A 24,452-nucleotide genomic window follows, 5' to 3' on the forward strand; every position below is an offset into this window, starting at 1 on the left:
TTAAAGCCGGGTTCCATGGTTCGGAGGCAGCGTGTTTCAGGAAAAGGATCGAGCCCGATTTTGTTTAAGCCCGTATACATAGGCCAGAACTTCCGCCACTGCCTCGTACAGGGCGACGGGAACTTCATCGCCGATGTCTACTACTTTATACAAGGCCCGTGCCAATTCTTTGTTTTCGACGATAGGAACGTCATTTTCCCGGGCTACTTCTTTAATCTTTTGTGCGATGGGGCCGGCGCCTTTGGCCACAATGAGGGGGGCGCCCATGGTGAGAGCGTTGTATTTTATGGCTAAGGCGAGGTGTGTGGGGTTGGTGACGACCACGTCCGCTTTGGGAACTTCCTCCATCATGCGGCGGCGGGCGGCTTCCATTTGAATGCGGCGGATCCTGGCTTTGACCATGGGATCGCCGTCGGTTTGCTTGTATTCGTCTTTAACCTCCTGTTTGGTCATTTTTAGCTGCTGCTCGTGGTGCCATTTCTGAAAGGCGAAATCCAGAACAGCCACAAAAACCATGATGATGCCCACCCTGATAAAAAGTTTGAGAATGATTTTTAAGACGTAAGCCAGGGTGTTGGCCGCATCAACCTGGCCCAGGAGGATGAGGTTGTCCATTTCGGCTTCAATGGTTAAATAGGAAATGAAGCCCACGATGAACAGCTTGGCCAGGGATTTGGCCAGTTCCACCAGGGCTTGCTTGGAAAACATGCGGCCGAAGCCTGAAATGGGATTGATCTTGGAGAATTTGGGCGCTGCGGCTTCCCAGGAGAAGTAGAAACCCACCTGAACTGCGGCGGAGGCGAAGCCCACCACAAAAACGCCGGCGAGAATAGGCGCCAGGATAAAAAGAAATTCCCTGACCATCTCCCTGCCCAGAGTGTTGATTTCCTCCACGCCCCAGGCGGATACGTCCGTGGTGAAGATGTTCTCCATCAGGCTGGTGATATGATAATGCATGTACGGGCCGAACATATACATGATGCCCAGGCCGGCCATAAGAACCACAACCGAGGAAAGGTCCCGGCTTTTGGCCACTTGGCCTTTTTTTCGTGCGTCGTCCCGTTTTTTTGGGGTGGGTTGTTCTGTTTTGTCTTCGTTTGGGGAATCCGCCATGATTTATGCTCCAAATACGGTCATGATGGAATGAAGCACACGCTCCCACTCATCCAGATGGGCTTTCATGGAAGCCAGGATGAGTTGAAGCGAAACCCCGAAAAAAAACAGCCCCATACCCACGTTAATGGGAAAGGCCACAATAAGAATGTTGATTTGGGGGACGACCTTGGCCACAATGCCGAAAGCCGCATTGACCAGAAGAAGGGCCACAATGGCCGGCCCGGCTATTTGCAAAGATAGGGTGAACATGTCCGTGGACAATTTGATCATGGAAGGCATGATGCTTCTGCCCGCATATAAATGCCCCACCGGTACGATTTCAAAACTATGGGCCACAGCCCGGATAAAAATGTGGTGACCGTTAAGCACGATAAAAAGGACCAAAGTCACCCAAAAGGCGAAATTGGACAAAATGGACATCTGCCCGCCGGATACCGGGTCGAACACATTGGCGATGGCGAATCCCATCTGGTAACCCACCAGTTGCCCGCCCACCTGGACCGCTGCGAAAAAAAAGCTGACGATAAGAGATAGGGTCAGGCCCATTACCGCCTCGCACAGGATCATCACGCCCCCTTCCAAAACCGTGTCGGGAAAAGACTGGGGATTCACCTGGACGATGGGCGTCAGATACAAAGTCAGTAAAAGGGACAGCCCCGCCTTAACCGGCAAAGGGATGAGGTTGGACCCGAACACGGGAAACATGAATAATATGACGCTGACGCGGATGAGTATTAAAGCGAACACCGCCATTTCGTTCATATCCAGAAAGGGGAAGTTCATTGCAATCCCCTTTTATCTTACAAAATTAGGAATCTGGCTGATGCACATATGGGTGAAGGCCATGAGCTTCTCCAGCATCCACGGCCCGAAGAAGATGGCGCCCAGCAAAACCACCACAATCTTGGGCACAAAGGTCAGGGTGATTTCCTGAATCTGGGTGGTGGCCTGAAAGATGCTGACGGCAAGGCCGACCACCAGGCCCAGGAGCAGCAGAGGCAGGGATACCAGCAGGGTGACCTTGATTGCTTCGTGTCCAAAACTGATTACAAATTCCGGCGTCATAGTCTACCCTCCTGCAAAACTCTGGACCAAAGACCCCACAATCAGGCTCCACCCGTCCACCAGGACGAAGAGCATGAGCTTGAAGGGCAGGGAAATCATGACAGGCGGCAACATCATCATACCCATGGACAGCAGGACGCTGGCGACCACCATGTCGATAATTAAAAACGGGACGTAAATAATAAAGCCGATCATAAAGGCCGTGGTCAGTTCGCTGATCACAAAGGCCGGGATGAGGGTCCAAATGGTAACGTCTTTGGGGCTGTTGGGCTTGGCCTCTCCGGAAATCTTGACGAAAAGCGCCAGGTCCTTTTCCCGCGTGTGCCTGAACATGAACTCCCGCAAGGGGGTGACGGCTTTTTCGATGGCTTCCTGGTCGCCGATCTCCTCGTTCAAATAGGGTTGAAGGGCGTTTGTGTTGATGTCCTTCCAGACCGGCATCATAATGAATACGGTCAAAAACAGGGCCAAGCCCACCATTACCTGGTTGGGCGGCATTTGCTGGGTGCCCAGGGCGTGGCGCAGAAAGGAAAAAACCACGGCCAGCCGGGTGAACGAAGTCATGAGCATGAGAATGGCGGGCGCCAGGGTCAAAACGGTCAGCAGCGCCACAATCTGCAGCAGCACGGAAACCTGTTCCGGGCCTGTCGCCTCTTCCACGCCTATTTGCACGGAGGGCACGGCGATAGTCGCCGCCTCGGCTATTTCGGGCAGAACAACCAAACAAGCAAGGGCCGGTAACATGAGCATCCATTTTGTATTTCCGGCTTTCATACACGTTCCTCTTCGCCAACATTGATTCCATTCATGGCGTTTTCGTTTTCCGCCGAGGCGTCCGGCAGGGAGTCGAGGCTTTCCGGAAAATCCCTCCCCGCCATTTGCTCATCCAGGACGCCGGAAAATGCCTTGCCCTGTTCGGGAAACTCGGCAAGCCGGGTGATGGAATCGGCGCCTACGCCGACTAAGATCCTTCGTCCCAACACCTCCAATAAAACCACCTGCTTTTTGGGGCCCATTTGTCTGGCGCACAGGACGTCTATGGAAACGCCGTCCTTTCCCTTGATTTTGCCGGACAGGCGTTTGCTTAAAAACACCGCGCCGAACAGGGCTGCCAGCACAATGGAAAGCATGGCGACCATTTGAAGTCCTGCCATCCAAAAATTTGGGACGCTCGCCTCATTCATTGTAAAGGCCTCTTACCTCAGACTCTTGATGCGTTCCTGGGGACTGACGATGTCCGTGAGCCTTACGCCGAACTTCTCGTTGACCACGACCACTTCGCCCCTGGCGAACAATTTGCCGTTGACGAAAATCTCCATGGGCTCGCCCGCCAGTTTGGTCAACTCCACCACGGCGCCCTGCCCCAACTGCAAAAGATCCTTGATGCGCATGGAGGTTCTTCCCAACTCCACGGTGATGTCAAGGGGGATGTCCAGGATAAAATCCAGGTCGCCGTCGCCGTCAGCATCCGCGTCCCCTGCTGCGGGCAAAGCATCCGTCATATTTTCCGCAGGCAGATTCTCGTTCATTTCCTGCTGCAATGCTTCCTCTTCCATGCCTTTTCCCTTCAATGCTCAAAAATTTTTATAAACAAGAGTGAGATCCCCGGACGGGAAATCAATCCATGGTGATTCTGCCTTCCACGGCGATGGCTTTGGAGCCTTTCACAACCCCCGCCTTGCCTGCAATCTTGGGCACTCCCTGGATTTTGGCTGTCAGCGGCTCGTCCGCGAATTGATCCAGGGAGATCACGTCGCCTTTTCTCAGGCTCATGAGTCTCTCCGCCGTGATAACGGCCGTGCCCAGTTCCACGCAAATCTCCACCAACACCTCCTTCACCTGGCTTTCCACGCGCTTCCTCCAACTGGCGTCCGCTTCCAGGTTGTCGCTTTGGAAGCCGGAGTACAACTTGTCGCGAATGGGTTCCAGCATGGAATACGGGATAGCCAGGGTCATGCCGCCTTCCGTGGTTTCCAGCTCCACCTGGAAGCGAACGATGATCATGAGGTCGATGGGAAGCCCGATCACGGCGAACTGCGGGTTCATTTCCGACCGGACGTAAACGGGTTTTATGGGGTAAATGGGCGCCCAGGCGTCATCGAAATCCTTGAGGAATATCCCGACCACCTTGCGGATGATCTGGTTTTCTATCCGGGTGAAATCCCGGCCCTCGACCTTGAGGGCGCCGCCGGGGGTGCCGCCGAAATAATACTCGATAAGCTGGAACACCAGGGGCGTGTCCACGACCAAAAGGGCGTGGCCGCGCAAAGGCTCCATTTTAAACATATGGATGTTTGCAGGAACCGGAATGGAGCTTTGAAATTCGGAAAACTTGATCATATTGGTGTCCCGCACGGAGATGTCGGCCGCGCCCCGCATGGTGGCGGACAGGCTGGATGAGAACATGCGGGCCAGGCGCTTGTTCACCACTTCCAGGGTGGGCATGCGCCCCCGGATGACCCGGTCCTGGTTGGCGAAGTCGTATAGCGCGACCCCGTCCTCGCTCACCTCCTCTTCCGGCTCGGTTTCGATTTCACCCGATGAAATGCCTTGGAGTAAGCTGTCAACTTCATCTTGAGATAAGATATCGCCCATCTGGTTCAGCCTTCTCTTTCTTTATTGCACAACAAACTCGGTAAAAAACACGTTGGACACCCTGCCGGATGACAGCACCTGGTTCACCCGGGCCATCAACTCCTCTTTAAGTTGCAGCTTGCCTTCCAACCTGCTTATTTCAGCAAAGGATTTGGCGCTCAGCAAAATCAGGATGACGTCCCGAATCTGGGCCTTGCGCGTGGTAAATTCCGCTTTCACGGCTTCCGTGGGAACCTCAAAGTTGATTTTCGCCTTCAAGTAGCGCTTTCCTTCACGGTCCCTGAGGTTGACGATGAAGGAATCCATTTCAACCATAATGCCGGGCGCTCCGGCGTTGGGATTGCCAGCCGGCGCCGGGGCGGGCGCCGCCGGAACATTGGCGGCCGGCTGAGCGTCGCCGCCGCCGGACATGAGCAAAAAGCCTATAAAGCCCCCGGCCCCAAGAACCACCACGATCAAGGCGATGAGAATCCACTTTAATCCGCCCCCGCCTTTGCCTTCTGCTTGCGCATCGTCTGCCATTTCCTTGAATGCCTCCTATTTGGTAATCACTATTTCAACCCGGCGGTTTTTGTCCCGCCCCGCCTGCGTCTTGTTGGACGCTATGGGCTTGGTGTTTCCCATGCCTCCCACCCCCAATCTGTCCTCACTCAGTTCGTGCTCCGTGGTAAAATAATAAAGCACGTTCAGGGCCCGGGAGAGACTCAGGTCCCAATTGGAATCATACTGCACGCTGTGCATGGGCGTGCTGTCCGAATGTCCGATTATCAGCACCCTGCCGGAAACCGCTTTAAGCACCTGGGCCAATACATCCAGCAATGGGTACATTTCAGGCCGTATCCGGGAACTCCCCGGATCGAACATGACAGTCTCGTCGAAGGTCAGGACGACCCCCCGTTCGTCCTCGTTCACGTAAATCTGGTCCGTGTACTTTTCCGTCAATTGTTTGACAACATCTCGCGACCTGACTGTCAACCTTTTGAGAATCGCCTCGGGCTCTTTGATGTAGTCGGAGTTGTCCAGAATCTCGGTCAGGGTGGTCAGCATGTCCACATTGTCCGGGCTCATGCCGTCCAAGGGGCCCGGCGTCATGTCCGCGTCCCCCTGCATGGGGGAGACCTTGCCGTAGGGGGAAAAATCCAAGGGCCCGCTGGCGCCTGCGAACAGGGTGAACATGGTCTGGAGCGCCTTGGTGTCCATGGAGGACATGGTGAGCAGGAGCACAAAAAAGGTCATGAGCAGAGTCACCAGGTCGGCAAAGGTCACCATCCACATGGTGGTGTCGGGGGATTCGATTTCTTTTGGTTGTTTTCCCATACCCTGCTCTTCCTAATCCAGCACGCTGAATACGAATTTCTTAAATACAAACAGCCCGGATGACTTGTTTTTGTATATTCGTTGGAGCTTGTAATTCGCCCTTTTATCCATGAGAATTTCCACCCGGTTATTTAAGGCCCTCGTCTGGGGAGTGTCGTTGCTGGCCACAGGCTGGCTGGGACCGCAGCCGTAAACGTCAATGCGTTTAGGGTATTTGTTGGGAAGATTAACAGGCGCAACGCCTCCGTTAGCCTCCCTTTCCCTGGCGGCAAGCTGCTCCAGATATTGGTCGTAGAAAAACCGATAAACCGCCATGGCCCGGCGGGCGGATAGTTCCCAGTTTGATTGCACGCCTTTTTCTTCAGGCGGCCTGTCGTCCGTATGGCCGGTGATGACCACGGGAAAATTGTCTGCATTGACGATTTCCGCCAGCCTGGTGAGAAAGGCCTTCGCCGATGGCTTAATGCTGGAGGCGCCGTCTTCAAAAAGGAGCTGGTCCCGGATGCTGATGAGCGATCCGTTGCCTGTTGACCGGATGTCCACCTGATTGGAGGACTCGCCGCTCAGGCCCACAAAATCCGGCAGGGATTCATCTTCAGCATCCATCAAGGGATGGATGGGCGGTTTGAGGGACCGGCCCTTGCCTTCCGCATCCATGGGGGAAAGTCCGCCCGGCAATATGCCGAAGCTGCCAATGAGAGACCCCAAAGCCTCGCGCTTGGCCTGTTCGTCCACCACGGCGATGGAATTCAGCACGATGAAAAAGGCCAACAGAATAATAAACAGAGATACGTTCATGGTTCGGTTGCCATTTTCTGCGCTACGATCTTGCGGTTCCGGCGGTCTTTCTTTGGGCATGGCTTAATCCTCGGCAAGCTCCCGCTGTTTGGGCGGCAGGAAGCAGGCCAATTTTTGCTCGACAATACGCGGGTTCTCCCCTGAAGACAGGGAAAGGACCCCCTCCACCACCAACTCGCGCACCTCCATTTCCTGGGAGGAGCGCATCTTGAGCTTACCCGCGACCGGCATGCATATAATATTGGCCAAAATGGCCCCGTAAAAGGTGGTGAGCAGAGCCACGGCCATGGCCGGACCGATGCTGCTTGGGTCCTCCATGGACTGGAGCATCTGCACCAGCCCGATGAGCGTGCCCACCATGCCCAAAGCCGGAGCAAACGTGCCGATGGTGGTGAAAATGTCGGCGCCCAGCTTATGCCGGTTCATGGTGTAGTTGATTTCCGTTTCCATAATCTCGCGGATGGCGTTGGGCTCCAAGCCGTCAATGGCCAGTTGGATGCCCTTTTTCATGAATTCATCCTCCAACTCCTTAATATCCCCTTCCAGGGACAGGATGCCCTCGCGACGGGCCTTTTGGGCGAAATCCATGAACTTGGCGATAGTGTCCTTGGCGGAAGCCTCTTTGGCGAAAACCGTTTTCATGGCCACGCCCACGATGCCCAATATCTCTTTAAGAGGATAGTTGATCATGGTGGCGCCCATGGTTCCGCCGACAACGATAATCAGCGAGGGCACGTTTATGAAGGCTCCAAGACCGCTTGGTCCGATAGCAAGGACGACCAGGACGAAAGATCCGACCACGCCTAAAATTGTTGCAATATCCATTTACCAATCTCCATATGATGCCAAGTTGCCTGGCCAATACATTAGGCAACCTTCGTGCCAAAAGGCTTGGAGAGGTTGGGCAAAGGAGGTAAACAGGGTCTTTTATACTGATTTTATGGGAAAAATTTAAAAACCGGAGGGCTCAGGCAGCCAAAACAAGCCGCCGTGTCGTATAAGAAGAAGCAAAAGTTCAATTTAGGCCTGGAAAAAACGTCATGGGCTTGACAGAGTTGACCGGAGGATTGTGGAAAACACAGGGGGAAAGGGCGCAACCCCTCTCCCCCTGCCTTCCCGGGAATGGCAGGAGACATTTTAAAACGAGGAATTTTAATATGGGTCTCATCCCGCCAGTCGCAAACAACATCCGCAGCCGGATGCTTAGGAAGCTATATTAGCGTTTCAAGTTGATCACCTCTTGCAAGAGTTGGTCCGTTACCGTGATCACCTTGGAATTCGCCTGGTAGCCGCGCTGTGTGGTGATCATTTTAACAAATTCGTTGGCCAGGTCAACATTACTTTGCTCTAAGGAGTTGGAGGTAATGGTTCCCAAACCGTTGGTGCCGGGTTTATTGGTGATGGCGTCGCCGGAATTCCTGGTGGCCGCGAACATGTTCTGCCCCATTTTCTGCAGTCCCTGGACGTTGTTGAACTTGGCCAGGGCGATGCGGAACAGGGGTTTGATCTGGCCGTTGGAGTAGCTGCCGGTGATGACGCCGTCGCTGCTCACGCTGATGCCGTCAAGATCGCCCACGCCGTAGCCGGTGGTGGCCTGGTAGGTGGTGTTGCCGGCGGAAGCGTACTGGGTGGTGGACAGGGATTCCTGGACCCAGGCGGTTCCGTCGTAGGCCATGCCCAGGTTCAACTCCATGGGGGAGGTCAGGTCTTCGGCAAAGGACGGATTGATGTAAAAATAACCGTCCGAGCTGATATGGCTGGAGTTGTCCGGATTTAGGGCGGTCCAGTTATCGGCGTTGTCAATGGACCAATCGGTTCCGTCGCTGTTGAACTCCCACATTTCCACATTGGAAACCTCGCCGTCGGAAGTGAAGGTGAGCACGCCCCTGGCCAGAAGGCCTGCACCGTTGTCTATGGTGGTGTCAATGTCCGGCAGGCCGGTTGTTCCGCCGCCCCTTTCGTCTTCGTCGGGCGCCACGGTCACGATGAATTCGTATTCCCCTTCATTATCGCCCTTGTCGTAATAGACGGTCAGGTCATGGGTGTTGCCCAGGGAGTCGTATACCTTCAGGATGGCTTGATACTCATAGGCGCCGTCTCCCAGGGGCGGCGTTGCGGTTCCGTCCCAGGTTTGGGCCAGCATGCCGTTGGGCGGATAGATGTCAAAGGAGCCGGTTGCATCGGCTGTCATGCCGCCGCCCGCCACGGTTCCGGAGATGTCTGTAGTGCCGTTGCCGTCCAGGTCCACTTCAAAGCTGTTGGCGTTGCCGGAAACGCTCGCGGAAGGATAGTTTGCCAATCCGTTTGTAATGGACCAGGTTGCCGTGGCGTTGGTCCAGGATACTTCAAAACCGGAGGCCATGGCCAGGATGGCCTCGGAGTCGCTGACGGTTACCATGATGTTGTTGTTCACGGCGTCGCCGCCCTGGGTGACCACGCCCAGTGCGCCGGGGGCCTCGATGTCAAAAGACCCGGCTCCGTCGGCGGTCAGACTGCCGCCCGTACGCCCGGTGATGTCCGCGGTTCCGTCGTTATCCAGGTCAATGGTGAACCCGGCGGCGTCCCCGGAAATGACTGCAGCGGGATACTCCGTGGCCCCATGGGTGATGGACCATGCGCCGGCGCCGCTGTTCCACGCCACTGCAAACTGGCTGACGTCGGTGTTGACGGCGGTCTGGTTGTTCAGGGTCAAATAAATGGGGTGGTTGACCGCATCGCCGCTCAGGGAGACGGTTCCCAGGGAGGCGGTTTTCACGTCCGCGTCCAGGGAGTTGTCCTCGCCGTCGGAATCCAGGTTGGTGATGAGCGTGACCTTGTCGGTGGCTTCCGGCGGAGAGGTGAAGGAATTCAGGATGATATCTCCGATAGACCCTTCTTCGTTACCTTTTTGATCCAGGGTCCAGCCCCGGACCAGATACCCGGAAGGATTCACGAAATTACCGTCTTCGTCAAAGCGAAATTCTCCGGCCCTGGTGAAGTATTCCAGGTTGACGTTTTCCGGGTCCCGGACCACGAAAAAACCTTCGCCCCCGATGGCCAGGTCCGTGGCGGAGTCCGTGGATTCCAACGAGCCCTGGGAAAAAATGCCTGTAATGTCGCCCATGGCGGCGCCGCGACCCAACTGTCCGGTTCCGGACTGGGTGCTGACGGTTTGAGCCAGAACGTCCTGGAATGTCACCCGGCTGGACTTGAAACCGACGGTGCTTACGTTAGCGATGTTATCGCCGATAACGGTCATGGAATTGCCCAGGGTGTTCATTCCGCTGATACCCGAAAAAAGTGCGCTTGATAAAGACATGTTACGCCTCCTTAATGTTGCCTGAAACGGCTATTTGTTTAAACTGTGCGTTCAAAGTTGGTTATTTGCGAAACATTTTAACTTTCAGAGTCGGTTGCGGTTTCAGGCATATGAACCTCGAGGATGCTGCCCGCAGATACCATTTGATCCCCTAAGAGCAGATAGGGGGCTCCGTATTCATAGGTGATTCCGGTTACTTCTCCCGACACCACGGTGTATGTGGAAACGGGAAGCCCGGAACTGTCCTTGGCCGATACTTCGTAGGAATAGGAGCCGTCTTCCACGGAAACGCCCGAGTCGTCCCGTCCGTCCCATCCCACGGAGTAGGTCCCGGCTTCCAGGGAGCCGGCGTTGATGGTCTTGACCTCAATCCCGTAGGAGTCGAATATACTGATGGACACCGCGGCGTCTTCTTCAATGGTGAAGTTGGCGGAGGAAGACAGGCCGCCGTTGACTGTGAGGGAATCGTCCTCCGCCACAATGACCTTGCCAAGCAGATAGCCCACATCTCCGGTCCCGTTATTGGACTGGATGGACAGCATTTCCTCCAGGGAGTCGCCGATCCCGAACAATTGCTCCAGGCTGGAGAACTGAGCCAGTTGGGCCGTAAAGTCCGTGCCTTCCATGGGATTCAGGGGATCCTGGTTTTTCAGCTGGGCGATGAGAAGCTGGAGAAAATCCTCCTGCCCCAGGCTGGTCCCTGTGCTCTCCGTGGTGGGGTTGCTGTAAGCCCCGGCGCCTACCGACCATGTGTTGATTGATGTTGTCATGTTGATTCTCCTAAAATTTAAGCCACGACGTTCAGGCCGGATTCCGTCTCATATTTGGGCGGATTCATTCCAACGAATCCCTCCGGGGTTTCCTGTCCCCCCTTGAATGAAGACCCTCTGTTCCCCGCCTGGCGCCCCTGGCCTTGCCCTTGCTGCTGCTGAGCCAGATTTTGCTCCGGGTTCTGCCTGACATTGACTTCGATCTTATCCACAACAATCCCCTGGTCGGCTAGCGCGTTCTTCAATTCCGACACATGGGATATGAGTATTTCCTTGACCGCCTCGGTCTCCGCGCTCATGCCGATGGACAGGACGTTTTTCTTCAGGTTAAGGTTCACGTCCACCTTGCCCAGTTGCTGAGGATGGAGTTGGAGCCGGATTCTATTATCTCGCCGGTTCAGGGCCTGAACCACCTGCGAGCCCAACTGCTGCGCCATTTGACCCTCATAAGGCCTCAGCACAGGCCTTTGAGGGGCGGCTTCGCTGGTGCGGGAGGCTTGCGCCGGCTCCTGCAGAAAGGACTGAGACGCGGCTTGCGCTTCATTGGTTTGAGAAGCGGCAGAGCCCTTGCCTGCTACAGCCTGGGTCTCAGCCGCGTCGACGCCTTTGTCTGAAGCGGCCAGTTTAGCGAAAGTGCGGATTTCTCCGCCCGGCGCTTCTTCCCTGGCTTGCGCGGAGACTCCGGCGTCGTTTTTGCGGGCTGCGGCATGTTGCAGGGCGTCCCCGAATTCCGATTCCGGATCTACGGCGGCGTCGCCCTGTGCGTTTACTTGAATTGGTTGACCGGCCTCGCCGGTTTTTTGGCCCTGGCTTTGGGCGCCGGCCGTATGATTCGCCTGGACGCCGTCCTTAGTCCTGGCTTCCCTGACAGCCTGGGATGCGCCCAGATCCGCCCTCAGGCCTGCGGCGGTTTTGACCGCCGTCTGCGCCTGCTCGACTTCGTCTGCGTTTGCATTGGCAGGCGCCTGGACGTATACGTCATTGCTGCGGACCTGAACCCTCTGGCCGTCACGGTTTTCCACCGCTACGTTTTCGACGGTTTTTACCTGGGCCGGGCCGGTCTGGGATGCCCCGGATGAGGCCAGTCCCTGGTTATGCACCCTGTCCGCACCGCGAACGATCACTTCGGGTTCGTCCTGAGCCGTTCCGGCGTTTTTTTGCGCCTGCTGAACGCCCTGCATAGGACCCGGGGCCTCCTTGGGCACTTCCTTGGGGGCTTCCGTACTTTTCAAAGCGCCGAGAGCGGCGGATTGCCCGGCCTTTTCTGTATCCGCTGTCGCACTCACGCGGGCTGCGGAAGATTGGCCCGCCTTTTCTGCATCCGCTGTCGCACCCAAGCGGGCTGCGGAAGATTGTCCCGCCTTTTCTGCATCCGCTGTCGCACTCACGCGGGCTGCGGAATATTGTCCCGCCTTTTCTGCATCCGCTGTCGCACCCAAGCGGGCTGCGGAAGATTGGCCCGCCTTTTCTGCATCCGCTGTCGCACCCAAGCGGGCTATGGATTCCGCCTGAACCTGAGCGCCTTTGGCTTGCCGGACGGAATCCGCTTGCTCACCGCCCCTGACCGCAATTTTGGCTTCATCGGCGGTTAGCGTCTCTTCCGGCGCATCCTGGGCGGCGTTGACCTGAGGCGCCTTGACGTCAATACGAACGTCCCGGCGGCTGTTTTCCGCAGCACTCACCTGGGGATTCCCGCCTGACTTGTCGCCTAGGGAGATGACAGGCTCGTCGCTATCCTGAATGGTCACAGCCGTCCCTTTGTCCGCCTTGGAGGCGCTTTGCTCCACTTGTGCGGCGACGGGTTCGGAAGATTTTTCCTTAGGCAGATAAACCGCGGCGGTTGCAGCCTTGTTTTCGGCTTTGCCGTTCATGACCTCCCCAAAAGGAAGTTTATTCTCCCCATCGTCCCGCCCCGTAAATCCAAAGGCTTGGCTCTTGGCCTTCACCCTGGATACAACCGCGTCAGGATCCTGGACGCCGGTTTGAATGGAAGCGTTTACGATGGTTTCGGAGTCGATTCCCATTTTGACTGCAATATTTTTGATCACTTGAATCACGGGGACGGGATCCACGCCCCGGGAGGGAAAACGATTCTGGGAAAGGGCCTGATTAAACTCATGGACGTTGGCCCCCATATCTTCCAGAGCCTTGGCGACATACTGAGCGGCCTCTTCGGAAAGGAAGCCGTTGCGGGTGTTTTGCAGCACTTGCATGACTCCCACGAACTTCCGGGAAAGCTCGGCGCTCTTATACGCCGTGTCAATCCTGGTTCCCGCTTCCTCAATGGCCGCCAGCAAAACGCTTTGGGCGACGCGCTCCATGCTCTTGGTCAGTTTGGCGGGATCCACTTCCCCTTCCGCGATTTTGGCTTCCGCAATGAGATCGTCCACCAAGGTGGCGTCAGCGCCGGATTGCTTGAGGACTGCGGCCAGATCCTTGGCCGCGGCCTCGGGCAGGGTTTTTCCGTTATTGGCCAATCCCTGGAGCAGATCACGCAATTCCACCAGGGTTTGAGGCACGGATTTTTTCTCCGCATACAACGCAGTCTGAACGCCGTCCTCGCCGTCCGCCTCCAGGCTTTGGCTCAAAAGCGCGGCCAGGGTTTCCAGTTCGTCGGAGCCCTTGAGGGACAATCCCTCCATAGCTTCCTCCACGTCCATGGAGGCGAAAACCTGGGAAAAATCCGTAACGGTCAGTTCGTTTTTGGTAAGCTCGCCGTTGGCGGCCATTTCCCGAATCAAACGTTCAAAGGCGGGAACGCTCTCCCGGGGAAGGCTTTCCTTGAATTTTTCGGCGGGGCCCAGATTGTTCACCAAAATCCGGCCCTTGCCTTCGCCGGCCGAAGATATTTGAGAGGCCAGGCGTCCGGCTTCGGCGGAGTCCACGCCCATCCTGCGGAGAGCCATTTCCACGTACACGACCGGAACGCCTTCAAAATCCTCTTCATCGATGAACTTGAGCTTGCTTTCCATGAGCTTAGCCAAGGGAATCAGGCCTTCACCGTCCTCATCCTCCACCACGGCGTTATCCACGACGCCTTTCAGGTGGCTTAAAAGCCTCTCCCTGGTAATTTTTGGCAGCCCGGACACGTCTTCAGAAGAGTTGGCTTGCAGAACGCTCAGGAGTTCCTTCAAAGTTGCAGGAGCTTTCGCCGGTTCGCTGATTTCAATCCCCGCGGCGTTCAGCGCTTCCATGATCTCCAGGGCGGTTTCCAATCCCGCTCCCTGGCTCTGCTCTTCGTCGCCCACAACCTGCTTGAGGTTCTGGACCAGCATTTTCATGGAGATCTTGCCGTCCGCAGTCAAAGAATCGTTGATCACAGCCTGGCTTTGCTCCGCATCCAAACCGGCGAGAAACAGCGCTTTTTCCAAGTGGGGGATGGCGCTCACTTCCAGGGTCCGGCTTTGCTGCAAAATGGCCTCTTCGGGTACAAACTGGGATACCCGGGAGAACAATTCGGAGGCCGTCATGCCGGCCCCGTCTTCCCCGAATCCAGCCATGATCTCTTCTACCTGCTCAGGGGAGTAGCCGTCCAGAAGAAGAAGCGCACGCACGTGGTTTTCGGCTTCAGGCTCTATGGTTATTTCCTGCAGGGCGGCCCCGGAGCGAAGCAGCCTGCTTTTTAACTGATCCACATTGCTTGCGGCCTGCTCGGGCGCTTTGGTTACGCCGGTCGTTACGGCGTCTACGGAAGAGCCTGCTTTTGTAAGCAGCGAAGAAAACAGGTTCCGTCCAACGGAGTCCCCTTGCCGGGTTATCCCCGCCTTTCTGGAAACGATTCCGTCTAAAAACCCGTTAGCTGCCAGCATTTGCGTTATCATTGCATCTCCCTTCGTGGTCAAAACCATCCTTCGGTTGTTTTGTTCCCGCCGGCGCGCTTGGCGCCGGAGATGACCGCCTAAAACGCAACCCCTGTGCCAAAATTTCAGACCGAGACAAAAATCTATTAATTACAGAGGTTTAAAAAGTTTGTATTCATGGAAAGATTGGCTAAAGCGGCAATTTGGGCATGCAGGTTTTTCCCTAATTGCAGGCAAGAGGGAAAATTTTGCCGACAGGATTTGAAACAGGAAAAAGTTGGCCTCCTGATAAAAGGCCCTACCACAAGAGGTGAATCATGGATGCAGCCAGAAGAAGGATAAAGGCATGCTTCTGATGCTTACGGAACCAGGGGAATCTGGTCAGGCGCACCCCGATCTGGCCGCCTAAAACAACCCCGCTGCAGGTGGCGAAAAGAAGGGAGGTTCCTTGGGGCCAGGCGCGATAGTCCAGCCATACGCTGATGCAGACCAGAAGCAAATAAAAAAGGATTGTGATGAACATGATAAAAAGGCCTGTGGCCACGGCCTTCCATGTGGGCAGGTTGAGTTTCTGCTCCATATGGGGGATGATCCAGTCCGTGTTTCCAATGCTTAACAGGCCTGTGAAAAAGGAGGAGGCCGCGACCAAAGGCCAGCTTTTCATCAAGAAGGGGCTTTGTTCGGGCGACCGCAACGATTTCTTTTCCTCGGGCTCGTTCAGGGATTGAATCATTTGCATCAGAAGGTAGCCTGCCACCAATAGAAAAATATACAGCAAAACGCGTTCGTACTCCTGGGGAATGAAATACCCGGCTATATATCCTATGGTCACCCCAATCAAAGCCATGGGGATGAACCGGGCTGCAATTTTAAGGTCTACTTTTCCGCTTATAAGGTAGCTTAAGGACCCGGCGCCTTTTCCGGCTATCTGGGTGAATATGGAGATGGAAACCGCCTCGCTGGGCCGGATGTGAAGCACGGTCAGGACCGGAATCCAAAGCATGCCCGCCCCCAGGCCGGTGAACATCACCATGGTTCCCACGACGACTCCCAGCAAATGAACCAGAATGAATTCCGTAAAGCCCAAGGGAATCCGCCCGCCCAAATACGGCGACAACACGGCAATATAAACTCCATCCAAAGCCAGCCAGAACAGCATGAACCTGGGGAGCCTCAATAGATATGCGCCGATTTTCATGATTCGCCGCTCCCCCCGCCGGCCAAATCGCCCTCATGCAAGCTCATTCGGTAGCGCCTGAAAACAAAAACCAGAGTCGCCGTAAAGGCGGTGAGGCGAACCAGGTGCCAGATCCACCACATTCCGTTCCAGGGGCTGGAAAAGGGAAAGATCACCTCGGCGATTCCGAACAAACAGGAAAGATAGACGAATAACAGGTCCCTCTTTGCTCCGCTTTGCCGATAAATTTTATAAAATTTCGCCATGGAGAGAAAAAACAAAAAGCTGGCGGTCAGGTTGATCAACACGGCGATCACGGTGAAGCCTTCGTCGTACAAGGGCAGAATCCTGGGCACGTCGCCAGGAAACAGCAGAGCGCGCAAGCCAACAGAGGCGGATAATATGGCGAAGCCGAAATAAATGAATCGCAGTTCAAAGAGGTTTCTCATGCGCCGCCCGTGGGTAAACCAGACAGAGGCGAAAAAAAATCCGCCGAACAGGCTTCCCACGCTGTGCAGAAAAATGAAAGAGTCGCCCGGCTTGCTGACTGCGTGAGAGATGTCCAGGATTCCCATAGCTGCGAAGCCCGTGGCCAGCATGATCAACTGGGCGTTCAGGCTTGCCTGGGATTCCAGATAGAGCATCAATGAAATCAGGCAGATCGTAATTGCGCCAAAAGTCTCGATGGTGGAGTGCAATTGAATGTGCTCAAAATGCAGGGCGTACAGCCTGTCGAAGAATAAGATGACGGGAATGGCGATGAGCAAAATTCCGGCGATCCAAATTTTTACCGGGGAGATTGAAGACATAAATTTATGGTTCCAGTTGATATACTTTGGTTAATATATTGGTTTTAATAAATAAAACACCCACAGCCCGCGAGCTGAAACCTGTATTATCAATATTCAATTACCGTGCCAGCCGATTTTTCCAAGCAGGGTGAATGGAAACGAAAATCAATCCGTTTTTCCGGAACGGATACTTTATAATATGCGTTTGTTGGAAATGGGACGGCTTCTGAAGCAAAAGACCAGGCGCTCATCATCGAATCGTTGGGCGCAAAAAAAACGAGGCGCCCATTGTTCCTGGAGCGCCTCGCATATTCCATCTTCCGACGTGGATCTCAGTCAGGCGGAATTCTTTTTCACCAGTTTGTTAACGCTTACCGGTTGCGACCAGCATGGAAACGTCGGTCGCATCATCGCTTTCCACGGCAACGACATACACGGAAAAGCTGTCAGCGCTGTCAAAAAGAATTCTCATGTCATGATAAACGGCTGATTGGGCGGGCTTTGACACCGGAGCGCCGCTCAGAGCAAATTCGTTGGCCCCGCCGGTAAGAGTAAAGGTCTCGCCTAAATATTCGACCTGGATGCTGGTTGCGCTGATCTTAGAGATTGATACAGCTCCGCTCGTGCTGGCAAACTGGTCACTGGTGTTGCCCAGGTTGGGATCGTAAAGGCCGGTATAGGTCCAGTCTCCCGCGGCATCGTCGGTTGTTACCGCGTCTGCGCTGATTCTATCCAATCCCACATCGAAGGAAATGTCCGTCGAATCATCGGCTTCCTGGCCTACAAAGCAGGACGCCAAAGCGCCCCCATCGCTGACAATAACAAAATCCAGGACGTTGAAGTCGCCCTGAGGCGCCGGCGGATTGACCAGCCTGGCGATCCCGCCCTTTGCAGACATGGACAGGTTCAAGCCGGACACGGACGCTGTATAGGATTGAGCGCTGTTTTTGGTGATGGTCATGGAGACGCTGTCAGCCCCCAAAGTAACGCCGTCGCTGATGTTGGGGTCCCCTACCGTGTCAAATGTTAAGGAGCCCGCGAAGTCCACGGCGTTGGAAACAGTGGGATTCGTCCCATTTACAAATTCTTCCACATCTAAAAAAGTGTCGTTATCGCCGTCCGCGCCGCCGGTGTGGGAGAGGTCGCCGAAATAGCCTATTTCCCAACTGTCCCGCATGCCGTCCATGTCGGAGTCGGATTCGGTGTCTTTGCTTCCAAGTCCGATGTATATGGATACGTCCGACGCATCATCCAACTCCGTGGCAACGGAATATACGGATACCCCTCCGTTTTCGTAGCGAATTTTTATATCCTGATAAATCGCTTGATGAGTGTAACTGGCCTGTGGCGGATCGGCCAACTGCAGCTCGCCGCCGGAAACATTGAGTTTAAACAGTTCGCGCTCCAAGGCGAGTTGGAGGTGTCCCTCGTTGTCCTGATATATGACCGCACTGTGATCCAGAGCCGAAAACCCATCGCTGGCGTCTCTCAAATTGGGGTCGTACTGGCCTTCTATCGTCCAGGTTCCAATAAAGTCTGTAACGGGGACGCTTGGGGCGTCATCATCCCCGGCGCTGACTTTAAAGGAGACGTCCAAGGCATCGTATAACTCCTGCCCCACAAAGGCATAAGCCCTGTTGACCCCGTTTGAAAGGGCGATAAATTCCAGGACGTTTTGATCGTCCATGACATAAGGGGAGGATTCCAGGCGGGCGACGTTACCGGAAAAAACGAGGGGGACGTCAAAACTGCCCCCAGCGCCTGAAATGCTGGAGAGCAAACGGTTTCCCCCCGTCCTATGAAAATAAACGTCGACTTCCTCTGTTTCCAGCGTAACGCCATCCTGGATGTTCGGATCGCCGGCCGTATAAACATCGTACATCCCCTGGAAATTATCAGAAGAAACAATCCCATGAACGCTCCGAAGGATGTACAAGGCGTCAAAAAGGTCGAACTTGCCATCGCCGTTCGTGTCTGCGGCCGGGTCGCTTATGTCGTTTACCAACTCGGTCGGGGAAAGGCCGCCAAGGAGCTGCAGCGCAAGATTGGCGTCTTCGGCCTGAACCAGGCCGTTGTCGTCAAGATCCCCCAAAGGAGTGTAGGCCACAATTTCATCGGCAAACTTTATCCAGTCCACTTCCGCAAAAAAATCTCCCGGAGAGAGACTGCCCGTATTGTAGGCGATAAGCACTACGGCATCCGAAACAAAAGCGTTATTGTAGGTTCCCAAAACAGCCCAGGCGTCCCCGGCGCTATAGTAGGTCGTTATCGTAGAACCTTTTCTGGTTATACGCATAGCTCCGGCGGAATTGTTGGCCAAGACGCCTGAATGTCCAACGCCTGTCCCGTTAATCGATCCACCGGTTTGATAGCTGTGCTGCGGGCCGTCATAGCCAAGCACCCCACCTTGTCCACGGTATATCCAAAGATAACTGCTTCCGTCCCTTGAAGGGCTGACCTGGAGTGTGACGTGGGGATAGCCGTTTTCCTCGTCCGGGGTAAAACTCATGTTTTGATACCGGCAAACAAAATCAAAGTCACCGGCAAAAGTCTGTTTGGAGCTCAGCCACCCATTGCCTCCCTGGACGTAGTTGCTTATGACCAGGACGCCGTTGCTCTGAGCAGCGGTCGGAGGGTCATATTCGCCTCTCCAAAGGTCATCGCTGACGGCCGAACCGTTAAAATCATCGTAAACGGTGTAGCCGTCATTTGCAAAGGAACTATCTGTAATACATAGAAAAAAACAAAGTACAAATAAGATAAGCGTGTTTGGGCGGACTCCGTGTTTCATCAAAATCTTCCTTTTTGAATACAGGATGAGTTGTAAACAGGCAGGCATTACGAAGGCAATGGGCATTGGACTTGATAAGAACTGCCTCTATTTATAAAGTGGAAATTGGGGGTTGGTTAAAGCCAAAGCCCCGTACTGGGTATACAGATGACATGCCCGTAATGTCAAGCGGCGGCGCTTCAACGATTTTAATCATTAAATAATCAATAATTTTCCTGATATAAATGAATTAAAAGTTTGATTTATGGAATTAATCCTCATTTTATCATTCGAAAAAAAATGACGTTTTCAACAGGTGGTAAAGGATTTTCCGCTCCACGTTTTAAAAATAACAGCCAGATTTGAATCAAGAAACTACGCGGCTTTTTCCACTTGCCCGGCTGTCTGCTCCAACTTCTTCATGAGAGCCTGCATGCGAGGCTGAAAAAACCAGATTCCATAGGCAAAGTAGTAGATATGAAAAAACACGCCCATGGTTTCAATGAATACACCCTTTCCTTCCCGTTCAAAATAAATGAACTCCCTGGAGACGACATACATCAGCCAGGCTGCAACCAATGCGTGCATGGCCGCCAGATAGATAAAAAACTTCCCGGAAAAGGGCGCCAAGGCCAAAGCAAGCATCCATAAAATGCAGGAAACCATGTCCCATAGGCAAAGCTGCTTCAGTCTGGTTCGAAAATTTACAGCTCTTTCCGAGTCGTCTTGATGCAAATTAATTCCGATGGCGTAAATCCAGGCCACCACAATTCCGTTGCAGGCAAATACGCATAGAGCGCTTAATAGGGCCATCAAAAGCATCAGACCGGTTACGGCCCATCCAGGCCAGGATCCTTCCAAATGCGTTTGTATTCCGCTAAGAGACATCAGCAGCGCTGCAGCAACAATAGCCGGGAGGCATGTTATCGCCATTATTTTTGCGGCATGGGCCTTGATAAAAAAATCCAATTTGATGGGAAGGCGCATTTGCAGTCCTTTGGAAAAAGATAAAAGACTCATCTTGTATTTAGACAAAAAAAGCCCTAAAATTTGGCAAGCATGCTGATATATAGCACGATTTTCAGAGGCTTCAAGTTTTTTTTGAAATATTCGTTTGCAAAAAACGGCCGCCGCATTGGCTAGTGCGACGGCCTCTGTTATTTGGACAAATATGGCGGGAATCAATTGGGCGCAGGCGTGCTTTGCCTAAAATCCTGAACGCTCTTTCCAAACGATCCTGTATAGGAGGCTCTGGGGCGAAAGATGCGATTGTTGTCCAGATATTCCAGGATGCGGGAGGTCCACCCCGCCACGCGGCTGACTGCGAAAAGAGGCGTAAACATATACGAAGGCACGCCCATGGCGTGGTAAACCAGGCCGGAATAGAAATCCACGTTGGGAAAAAGATTCTTTTTCTCCCCCAGATCCTGAGATGCCTGTTTTTCCAGCGCCTTGGCGGTTTCCATCAAAGGCTGGACCCCGCTGTTTTCCTTTGCGAGAAATTCGGCCATGGGACCTAAGATTCTGGCCCGGGGATCGTAGGTTTTGTAAACCCTGTGGCCGATGCCCATGATTTTCCGTTTTTCCGACACCGCTTTTTTGTACCATGCATTCACATTTTCAGAACCGCCGATTTCCTGCAGCATCAACAAGGCCTGCTCGTTGGCGCCGCCGTGCAAGGGGCCGCTCAAGTCGGCCACGCCTGCGTCCACGGCGAAATAAATATCTGAAAGGGTGGACGCCACCACCATGGAGGCGAAGGTGCTGGCGTTCATTCCGTGATCCGCATGCAGGATCAAACTCACATCCATGATGCGCTCCTCCACGGGAGTGGGCTTCCGGCCTGTCATCATGTACAAAAGGTTGCCGGCATGGCTGAGACTGGGGTCAGGCTCCAAGGGCAGATGGCCGGAACGAATTCTGGCCACGGTGGCGGCGATGGCGGCGAGCCCGGCGATCAGGTGGTAGCAGGACTCCACGTCCTCGGAGCCCAAAAGTGTGGTCTCCACGCCCTGGAGCTTTTGGTAGGATTGATTAGGGAACACGTAAGTCGCGGTTTTCTCTCCCATGGGAATTGTTTCCATGGCGATGGAATCGTCGTCTGAAGAAACCGCTTCAGGAAATGTGGAGATGCCCTTGTCCTTATCCCGATAAGTTTGTTTTTGCCTGAGCAGCCCCACCCCGAATCGCAGGGCGGCCATGGGATGCATGTCCTCTATGGGAAAGCTCATAAGCAGCCGCTGGGTATCGCGAATGTCTTTATAATCCAGGAATTTCTTTTTGAATAAATGCAACTCTTGCGGGTTGGGCAGCTCCCCGTGGAGAAGCAGGTACGCGGTTTCTTCATATGTGCAGTTGGCCGCAAGGTCGAAAATGTCGTACCCCCTGTATACCAGCCAGCCTTTTGCGCCGTTGACGTAGCCTACATTGGTTTCGCAAGCGATGGCGCCTTCCAAGCCCGGGCCAAGCGTCGCCTGGATAGGCCACTCCAGCTTTTGAGGGGTTTCGGGAGTTGGCTCCCCCGCTGTATCATGTTTCGCTTTTTCCGCTGCTTCCAGAATCAGATCTTTGATTTTGTCTACGTTCTCACTCATAAAAAAAGCCTCGCTGTAACTTGATCTGGTCAAATAGAAAATAAGCCGAAAATGACTTTTCCTTAAATGGAATCAAAGCCTAACGCTTGTACACAAGCAGGCCTGCTCCTTATTGAAGCCGCACCACCGCCTTTAAATACAAATTATGTACGCCCATTCCCCGAAGGGGGATTTCCAAAACGGCGCCGTCCCTGACGCCTGCGGGGATCATCAGACGCACCTTTTCTTGTTCCTCCAACATGCCGCCGCCCCCGCACCAGGAACAGATTTTAGGAAACCGATACCCCGTGCCCCTGCAATAGCGGCACGGGTAGTATGCCGGAACCGATATAAGCGCCGCTCCGCCCCTGACCGCCTGGGATTTTGAAATGATCAATTCCACATCCAGGCTTTGCGCCGTCTCCGCCTTGGGAATGCCGATCCCCGAAAAATTCATGGCGAACCGATGCAAAAGGGCGTCAAAGGCCTCGCTGAAGCTGAGATACTCAGCAATTGAAGGGATCCTTTCCGGAATCAGCGGCTCAGGCTGCGCTCTGTATTCCGGCGCCACGGAGGACTTTCTACGAATGGGAATCGGGCTGGCGTGATCCAAACCGTCGTTATAATCCCGTCTGCGCTCTGCATTTCCTAATACCTCGTAAGCCTCCATGATTTCGCGAAACCGTTCCGTCCATTTAAGCCCAGCCCTGTCCGGGTGATATCGCATGGCCAAATTTCGGAACGCCTCTTTGATTCCCCTGGGGCTTTCATCCCTGGAAACTCCCAAAACCATATAATAATCGCGCCTTTTCATAACTGCTTCACTCCTATCCGCTTTAAGCCTCCCAATGGACGCATTTATCCCTTGCCCTGGACGCAGCGGTTTTGCGGCAAATCCACGGGGATGGCCCTATTATTCCTAAAAAAGTATTTTGAAGTTTGCGCTACCGGAAAAAATTAGAGGCTTGGGTCCCCTTTGCTTCGGAAAAACTCAGCCATAGGACGGGAGGCCCCTATTACTTCCAAAGCGCCCAGGCGAAACATTAGGGAGGATTACGATTTGCCATTTTTGCCTCCTCTACACACAAAAAAAAGGAATGCAATATTTTAACCAATACCCTGATATGATGCACAAATCTTTCTTTGGAAAAAATTTAAGGCAAAAAAATAGGCTGTCAAGAGGCGGGATTAAGATGGAGATATTACGGCAATATTGTGAGGAAGCAAGGACCGGGGGGACCGAAATCCCCCCGTTTTAAATCATTATTCCGGCGCGCCGAAGCTGATGCCGATATCCTTGGCCGTGCGCAGGGTGTCGGAATCCATGGGCACCTGCTTGCTGGTGCCGATGGCGTCTTCCAAAGGCACGGAGGACACATTGGGAGGCGCCAGGGCCACCATGTGGCCGAACTTGCCTTCTTCCACCAGCCGGATGGCCATGGCGCCGAAGCGCAATGCCAAAAGCCGGTCGAATGTGGTGGGCGAGCCTCCCCGCTGGAGATGGCCTAAAACCAGGGACCGGGTGTCCTTGCCGGTTTTCGCGGCGATGGACTGGGCCACCACCTCGCCGATGCCGCCCAGCACCACTTCCTGGCGGCCGGCTTCTCCCGAGCCCTTGTGAACGATACGGCCTCCCAGGGGGACGGCGCCTTCAGCCACCACCACGATGGCGTAGCGTTCCCCCATGACCTCCCCTTCCATGATTTTTTCGCAGACCAGGTCCATGTCAAAGGGAATTTCGGGGATTAAAATCACCTTGGCGCCGCCGGATACGCCGCTGTTCAAGGCGATCCACCCGGCGTTGCGGCCCATGACCTCCACCACCAGCACCCGGTCGTGGGATTTGGCCGTGGAGTGGAGCCGGTCGATGGCTTCGGTGGCGATGCTTACGGCCGTATCAAAGCCAAAGGTGACCACCGTGCCGGAGAGGTCGTTGTCTATGGTCTTGGGCACGCCAATGACCGGAATGCCTTTTTTGTGAAAATCATGGGCGATTTTCAGGCTGCCGTCGCCGCCCACGGCGATGAGGCAATCCAGGCCCAGGCGGTGAAAATTTTGCACCACCCGGTCGGAAAGATCCCGTTTTTCCACCTCGCCGGCAATGTTTTCCACCGGCATTTCAAAGGGATTGCCCTTGTTGGTGGTTCCCAGGATGGTGCCCCCCAGGTTGGAGATGTTCCGAACCTTGTTGGGATCCAGGCGAATAATGTCTTCCGTATCCAGCAGCCCGTGATAGCCCTGCTTGATGCCGTAGACTTCCCAGTTTTTATTGTAGGCGCTTAAAACCACGGCCTCAATGACCGCGTTAAGGCCCGGAGCGTCTCCGCCGCCCGTGTTGATGGCTATCCGCATTCTGTCGCTCATAGCAAGCTCCTTTCAAGG

At 54.3% G+C, this 24,452-nt stretch carries 21 protein-coding genes; all 21 read right to left on the reverse strand.

Annotated features, from left to right (window positions below; translation table 11 throughout):
* Positions 1-36: 36 nt before the first annotated feature.
* The 21 genes from flhB to G491_RS0113320 all read right to left on the reverse strand — a co-directional run bounded on the left by flhB (position 37) and on the right by G491_RS0113320 (position 24,434).
* The gene (gene flhB / locus G491_RS0113205) at positions 37-1,113 is read right to left on the reverse strand and encodes a flagellar biosynthesis protein FlhB (protein WP_012610145.1); all 1,077 of its coding nucleotides are present in this window, start codon (positions 1,111-1,113) and stop codon (positions 37-39) included.
* Positions 1,114-1,116: 3 nt separating this feature from the next.
* Positions 1,117-1,899 carry a flagellar biosynthetic protein FliR gene (gene fliR, locus G491_RS0113210; RefSeq protein WP_012610146.1) on the reverse strand — a complete coding sequence of 261 codons (783 nt, stop codon included), beginning with the start codon at positions 1,897-1,899 and terminating at the stop codon, positions 1,117-1,119.
* 12 nt (positions 1,900-1,911) lie between these two features.
* Positions 1,912-2,181, reverse strand: a complete 270-nt coding sequence (gene fliQ / locus G491_RS0113215; protein WP_028314936.1) for a flagellar biosynthesis protein FliQ — start codon at positions 2,179-2,181, stop codon at positions 1,912-1,914.
* A 3-nt stretch (positions 2,182-2,184) separates the two neighbouring features.
* Positions 2,185-2,955 carry a flagellar type III secretion system pore protein FliP gene (gene fliP, locus G491_RS0113220; protein WP_028314937.1) on the reverse strand — a complete coding sequence of 257 codons (771 nt, stop codon included), beginning with the start codon at positions 2,953-2,955 and terminating at the stop codon, positions 2,185-2,187.
* Positions 2,952-3,365: a FliO/MopB family protein gene (locus G491_RS30730; protein ID WP_084511513.1), complete on the reverse strand. Its 414-nt coding sequence runs from the start codon at positions 3,363-3,365 to the stop codon at positions 2,952-2,954. Before G491_RS30730 ends, fliP begins: the two co-directional genes overlap by 4 nt.
* A 12-nt stretch (positions 3,366-3,377) precedes the next feature.
* Positions 3,378-3,737 carry a flagellar motor switch protein FliN gene (gene fliN / locus G491_RS0113230; RefSeq protein ID WP_028314938.1) on the reverse strand — a complete coding sequence of 120 codons (360 nt, stop codon included), beginning with the start codon at positions 3,735-3,737 and terminating at the stop codon, positions 3,378-3,380.
* Positions 3,738-3,798: 61 nt separating this feature from the next.
* On the reverse strand, positions 3,799-4,776 hold the full coding sequence (fliM, locus tag G491_RS0113235; protein ID WP_028314939.1) for a flagellar motor switch protein FliM: 978 nt from the start codon (positions 4,774-4,776) through the stop codon (positions 3,799-3,801).
* A gap of 21 nt (positions 4,777-4,797) precedes the next feature.
* Complete coding sequence (locus tag G491_RS0113240) at positions 4,798-5,298, reverse strand: flagellar basal body-associated FliL family protein (RefSeq protein WP_012610152.1); 501 nt, start codon at positions 5,296-5,298, stop codon at positions 4,798-4,800.
* 15 nt (positions 5,299-5,313) lie between these two features.
* Positions 5,314-6,093 (reverse strand): OmpA/MotB family protein, encoded by a 780-nt coding sequence (locus G491_RS0113245; RefSeq protein ID WP_028314940.1) that lies wholly within the window; start codon positions 6,091-6,093, stop codon positions 5,314-5,316.
* A 12-nt stretch (positions 6,094-6,105) separates the two neighbouring features.
* A complete protein-coding gene (locus tag G491_RS0113250; RefSeq protein ID WP_028314941.1) occupies positions 6,106-6,891 on the reverse strand; it encodes an OmpA/MotB family protein in 786 nt (261 codons plus the stop codon).
* Between the two features lie 63 nt (positions 6,892-6,954).
* Positions 6,955-7,716 carry a motility protein A gene (locus tag G491_RS0113255; RefSeq protein WP_028314942.1) on the reverse strand — a complete coding sequence of 254 codons (762 nt, stop codon included), beginning with the start codon at positions 7,714-7,716 and terminating at the stop codon, positions 6,955-6,957.
* A 391-nt stretch (positions 7,717-8,107) separates the two neighbouring features.
* Positions 8,108-10,189, reverse strand: a complete 2,082-nt coding sequence (locus tag G491_RS0113265) for a flagellar hook protein FlgE (RefSeq protein WP_012610156.1) — start codon at positions 10,187-10,189, stop codon at positions 8,108-8,110.
* Positions 10,190-10,266: 77 nt separating this feature from the next.
* Complete coding sequence (locus G491_RS0113270; protein ID WP_028314944.1) at positions 10,267-10,959, reverse strand: flagellar hook assembly protein FlgD; 693 nt, start codon at positions 10,957-10,959, stop codon at positions 10,267-10,269.
* Between the two features lie 17 nt (positions 10,960-10,976).
* On the reverse strand, positions 10,977-14,780 hold the full coding sequence (locus tag G491_RS0113275; protein WP_028314945.1) for a flagellar hook-length control protein FliK: 3,804 nt from the start codon (positions 14,778-14,780) through the stop codon (positions 10,977-10,979).
* 277 nt (positions 14,781-15,057) lie between these two features.
* Positions 15,058-15,957 (reverse strand): sulfite exporter TauE/SafE family protein, encoded by a 900-nt coding sequence (locus tag G491_RS0113280; RefSeq protein ID WP_028314946.1) that lies wholly within the window; start codon positions 15,955-15,957, stop codon positions 15,058-15,060.
* On the reverse strand, positions 15,954-16,745 hold the full coding sequence (locus G491_RS0113285) for an MASE3 domain-containing protein (RefSeq protein WP_028314947.1): 792 nt from the start codon (positions 16,743-16,745) through the stop codon (positions 15,954-15,956). Before G491_RS0113285 ends, G491_RS0113280 begins: the two co-directional genes overlap by 4 nt.
* Before the next feature lie 346 nt (positions 16,746-17,091).
* Positions 17,092-19,518 (reverse strand): hypothetical protein, encoded by a 2,427-nt coding sequence (locus tag G491_RS0113290; protein ID WP_157468257.1) that lies wholly within the window; start codon positions 19,516-19,518, stop codon positions 17,092-17,094.
* A 354-nt stretch (positions 19,519-19,872) separates the two neighbouring features.
* Positions 19,873-20,310, reverse strand: coding sequence for a hypothetical protein (locus G491_RS0113300; RefSeq protein WP_169829430.1), 438 nt, complete (start codon positions 20,308-20,310; stop codon positions 19,873-19,875).
* A 368-nt stretch (positions 20,311-20,678) separates the two neighbouring features.
* Positions 20,679-22,091, reverse strand: coding sequence for a citrate/2-methylcitrate synthase (locus tag G491_RS30735; RefSeq protein ID WP_051327242.1), 1,413 nt, complete (start codon positions 22,089-22,091; stop codon positions 20,679-20,681).
* A 109-nt stretch (positions 22,092-22,200) separates the two neighbouring features.
* A complete protein-coding gene (locus tag G491_RS0113315; RefSeq protein ID WP_028314951.1) occupies positions 22,201-22,884 on the reverse strand; it encodes a DnaJ domain-containing protein in 684 nt (227 codons plus the stop codon).
* A gap of 449 nt (positions 22,885-23,333) precedes the next feature.
* Positions 23,334-24,434, reverse strand: a complete 1,101-nt coding sequence (locus G491_RS0113320) for a 6-phosphofructokinase (protein WP_012610163.1) — start codon at positions 24,432-24,434, stop codon at positions 23,334-23,336.
* Between the last annotated feature and the right edge of the window lie 18 nt (positions 24,435-24,452).

This window comes from Desulfatibacillum aliphaticivorans DSM 15576, from assembly GCF_000429905.1.
Lineage (GTDB): Bacteria > Desulfobacterota > Desulfobacteria > Desulfobacterales > Desulfatibacillaceae > Desulfatibacillum > Desulfatibacillum aliphaticivorans.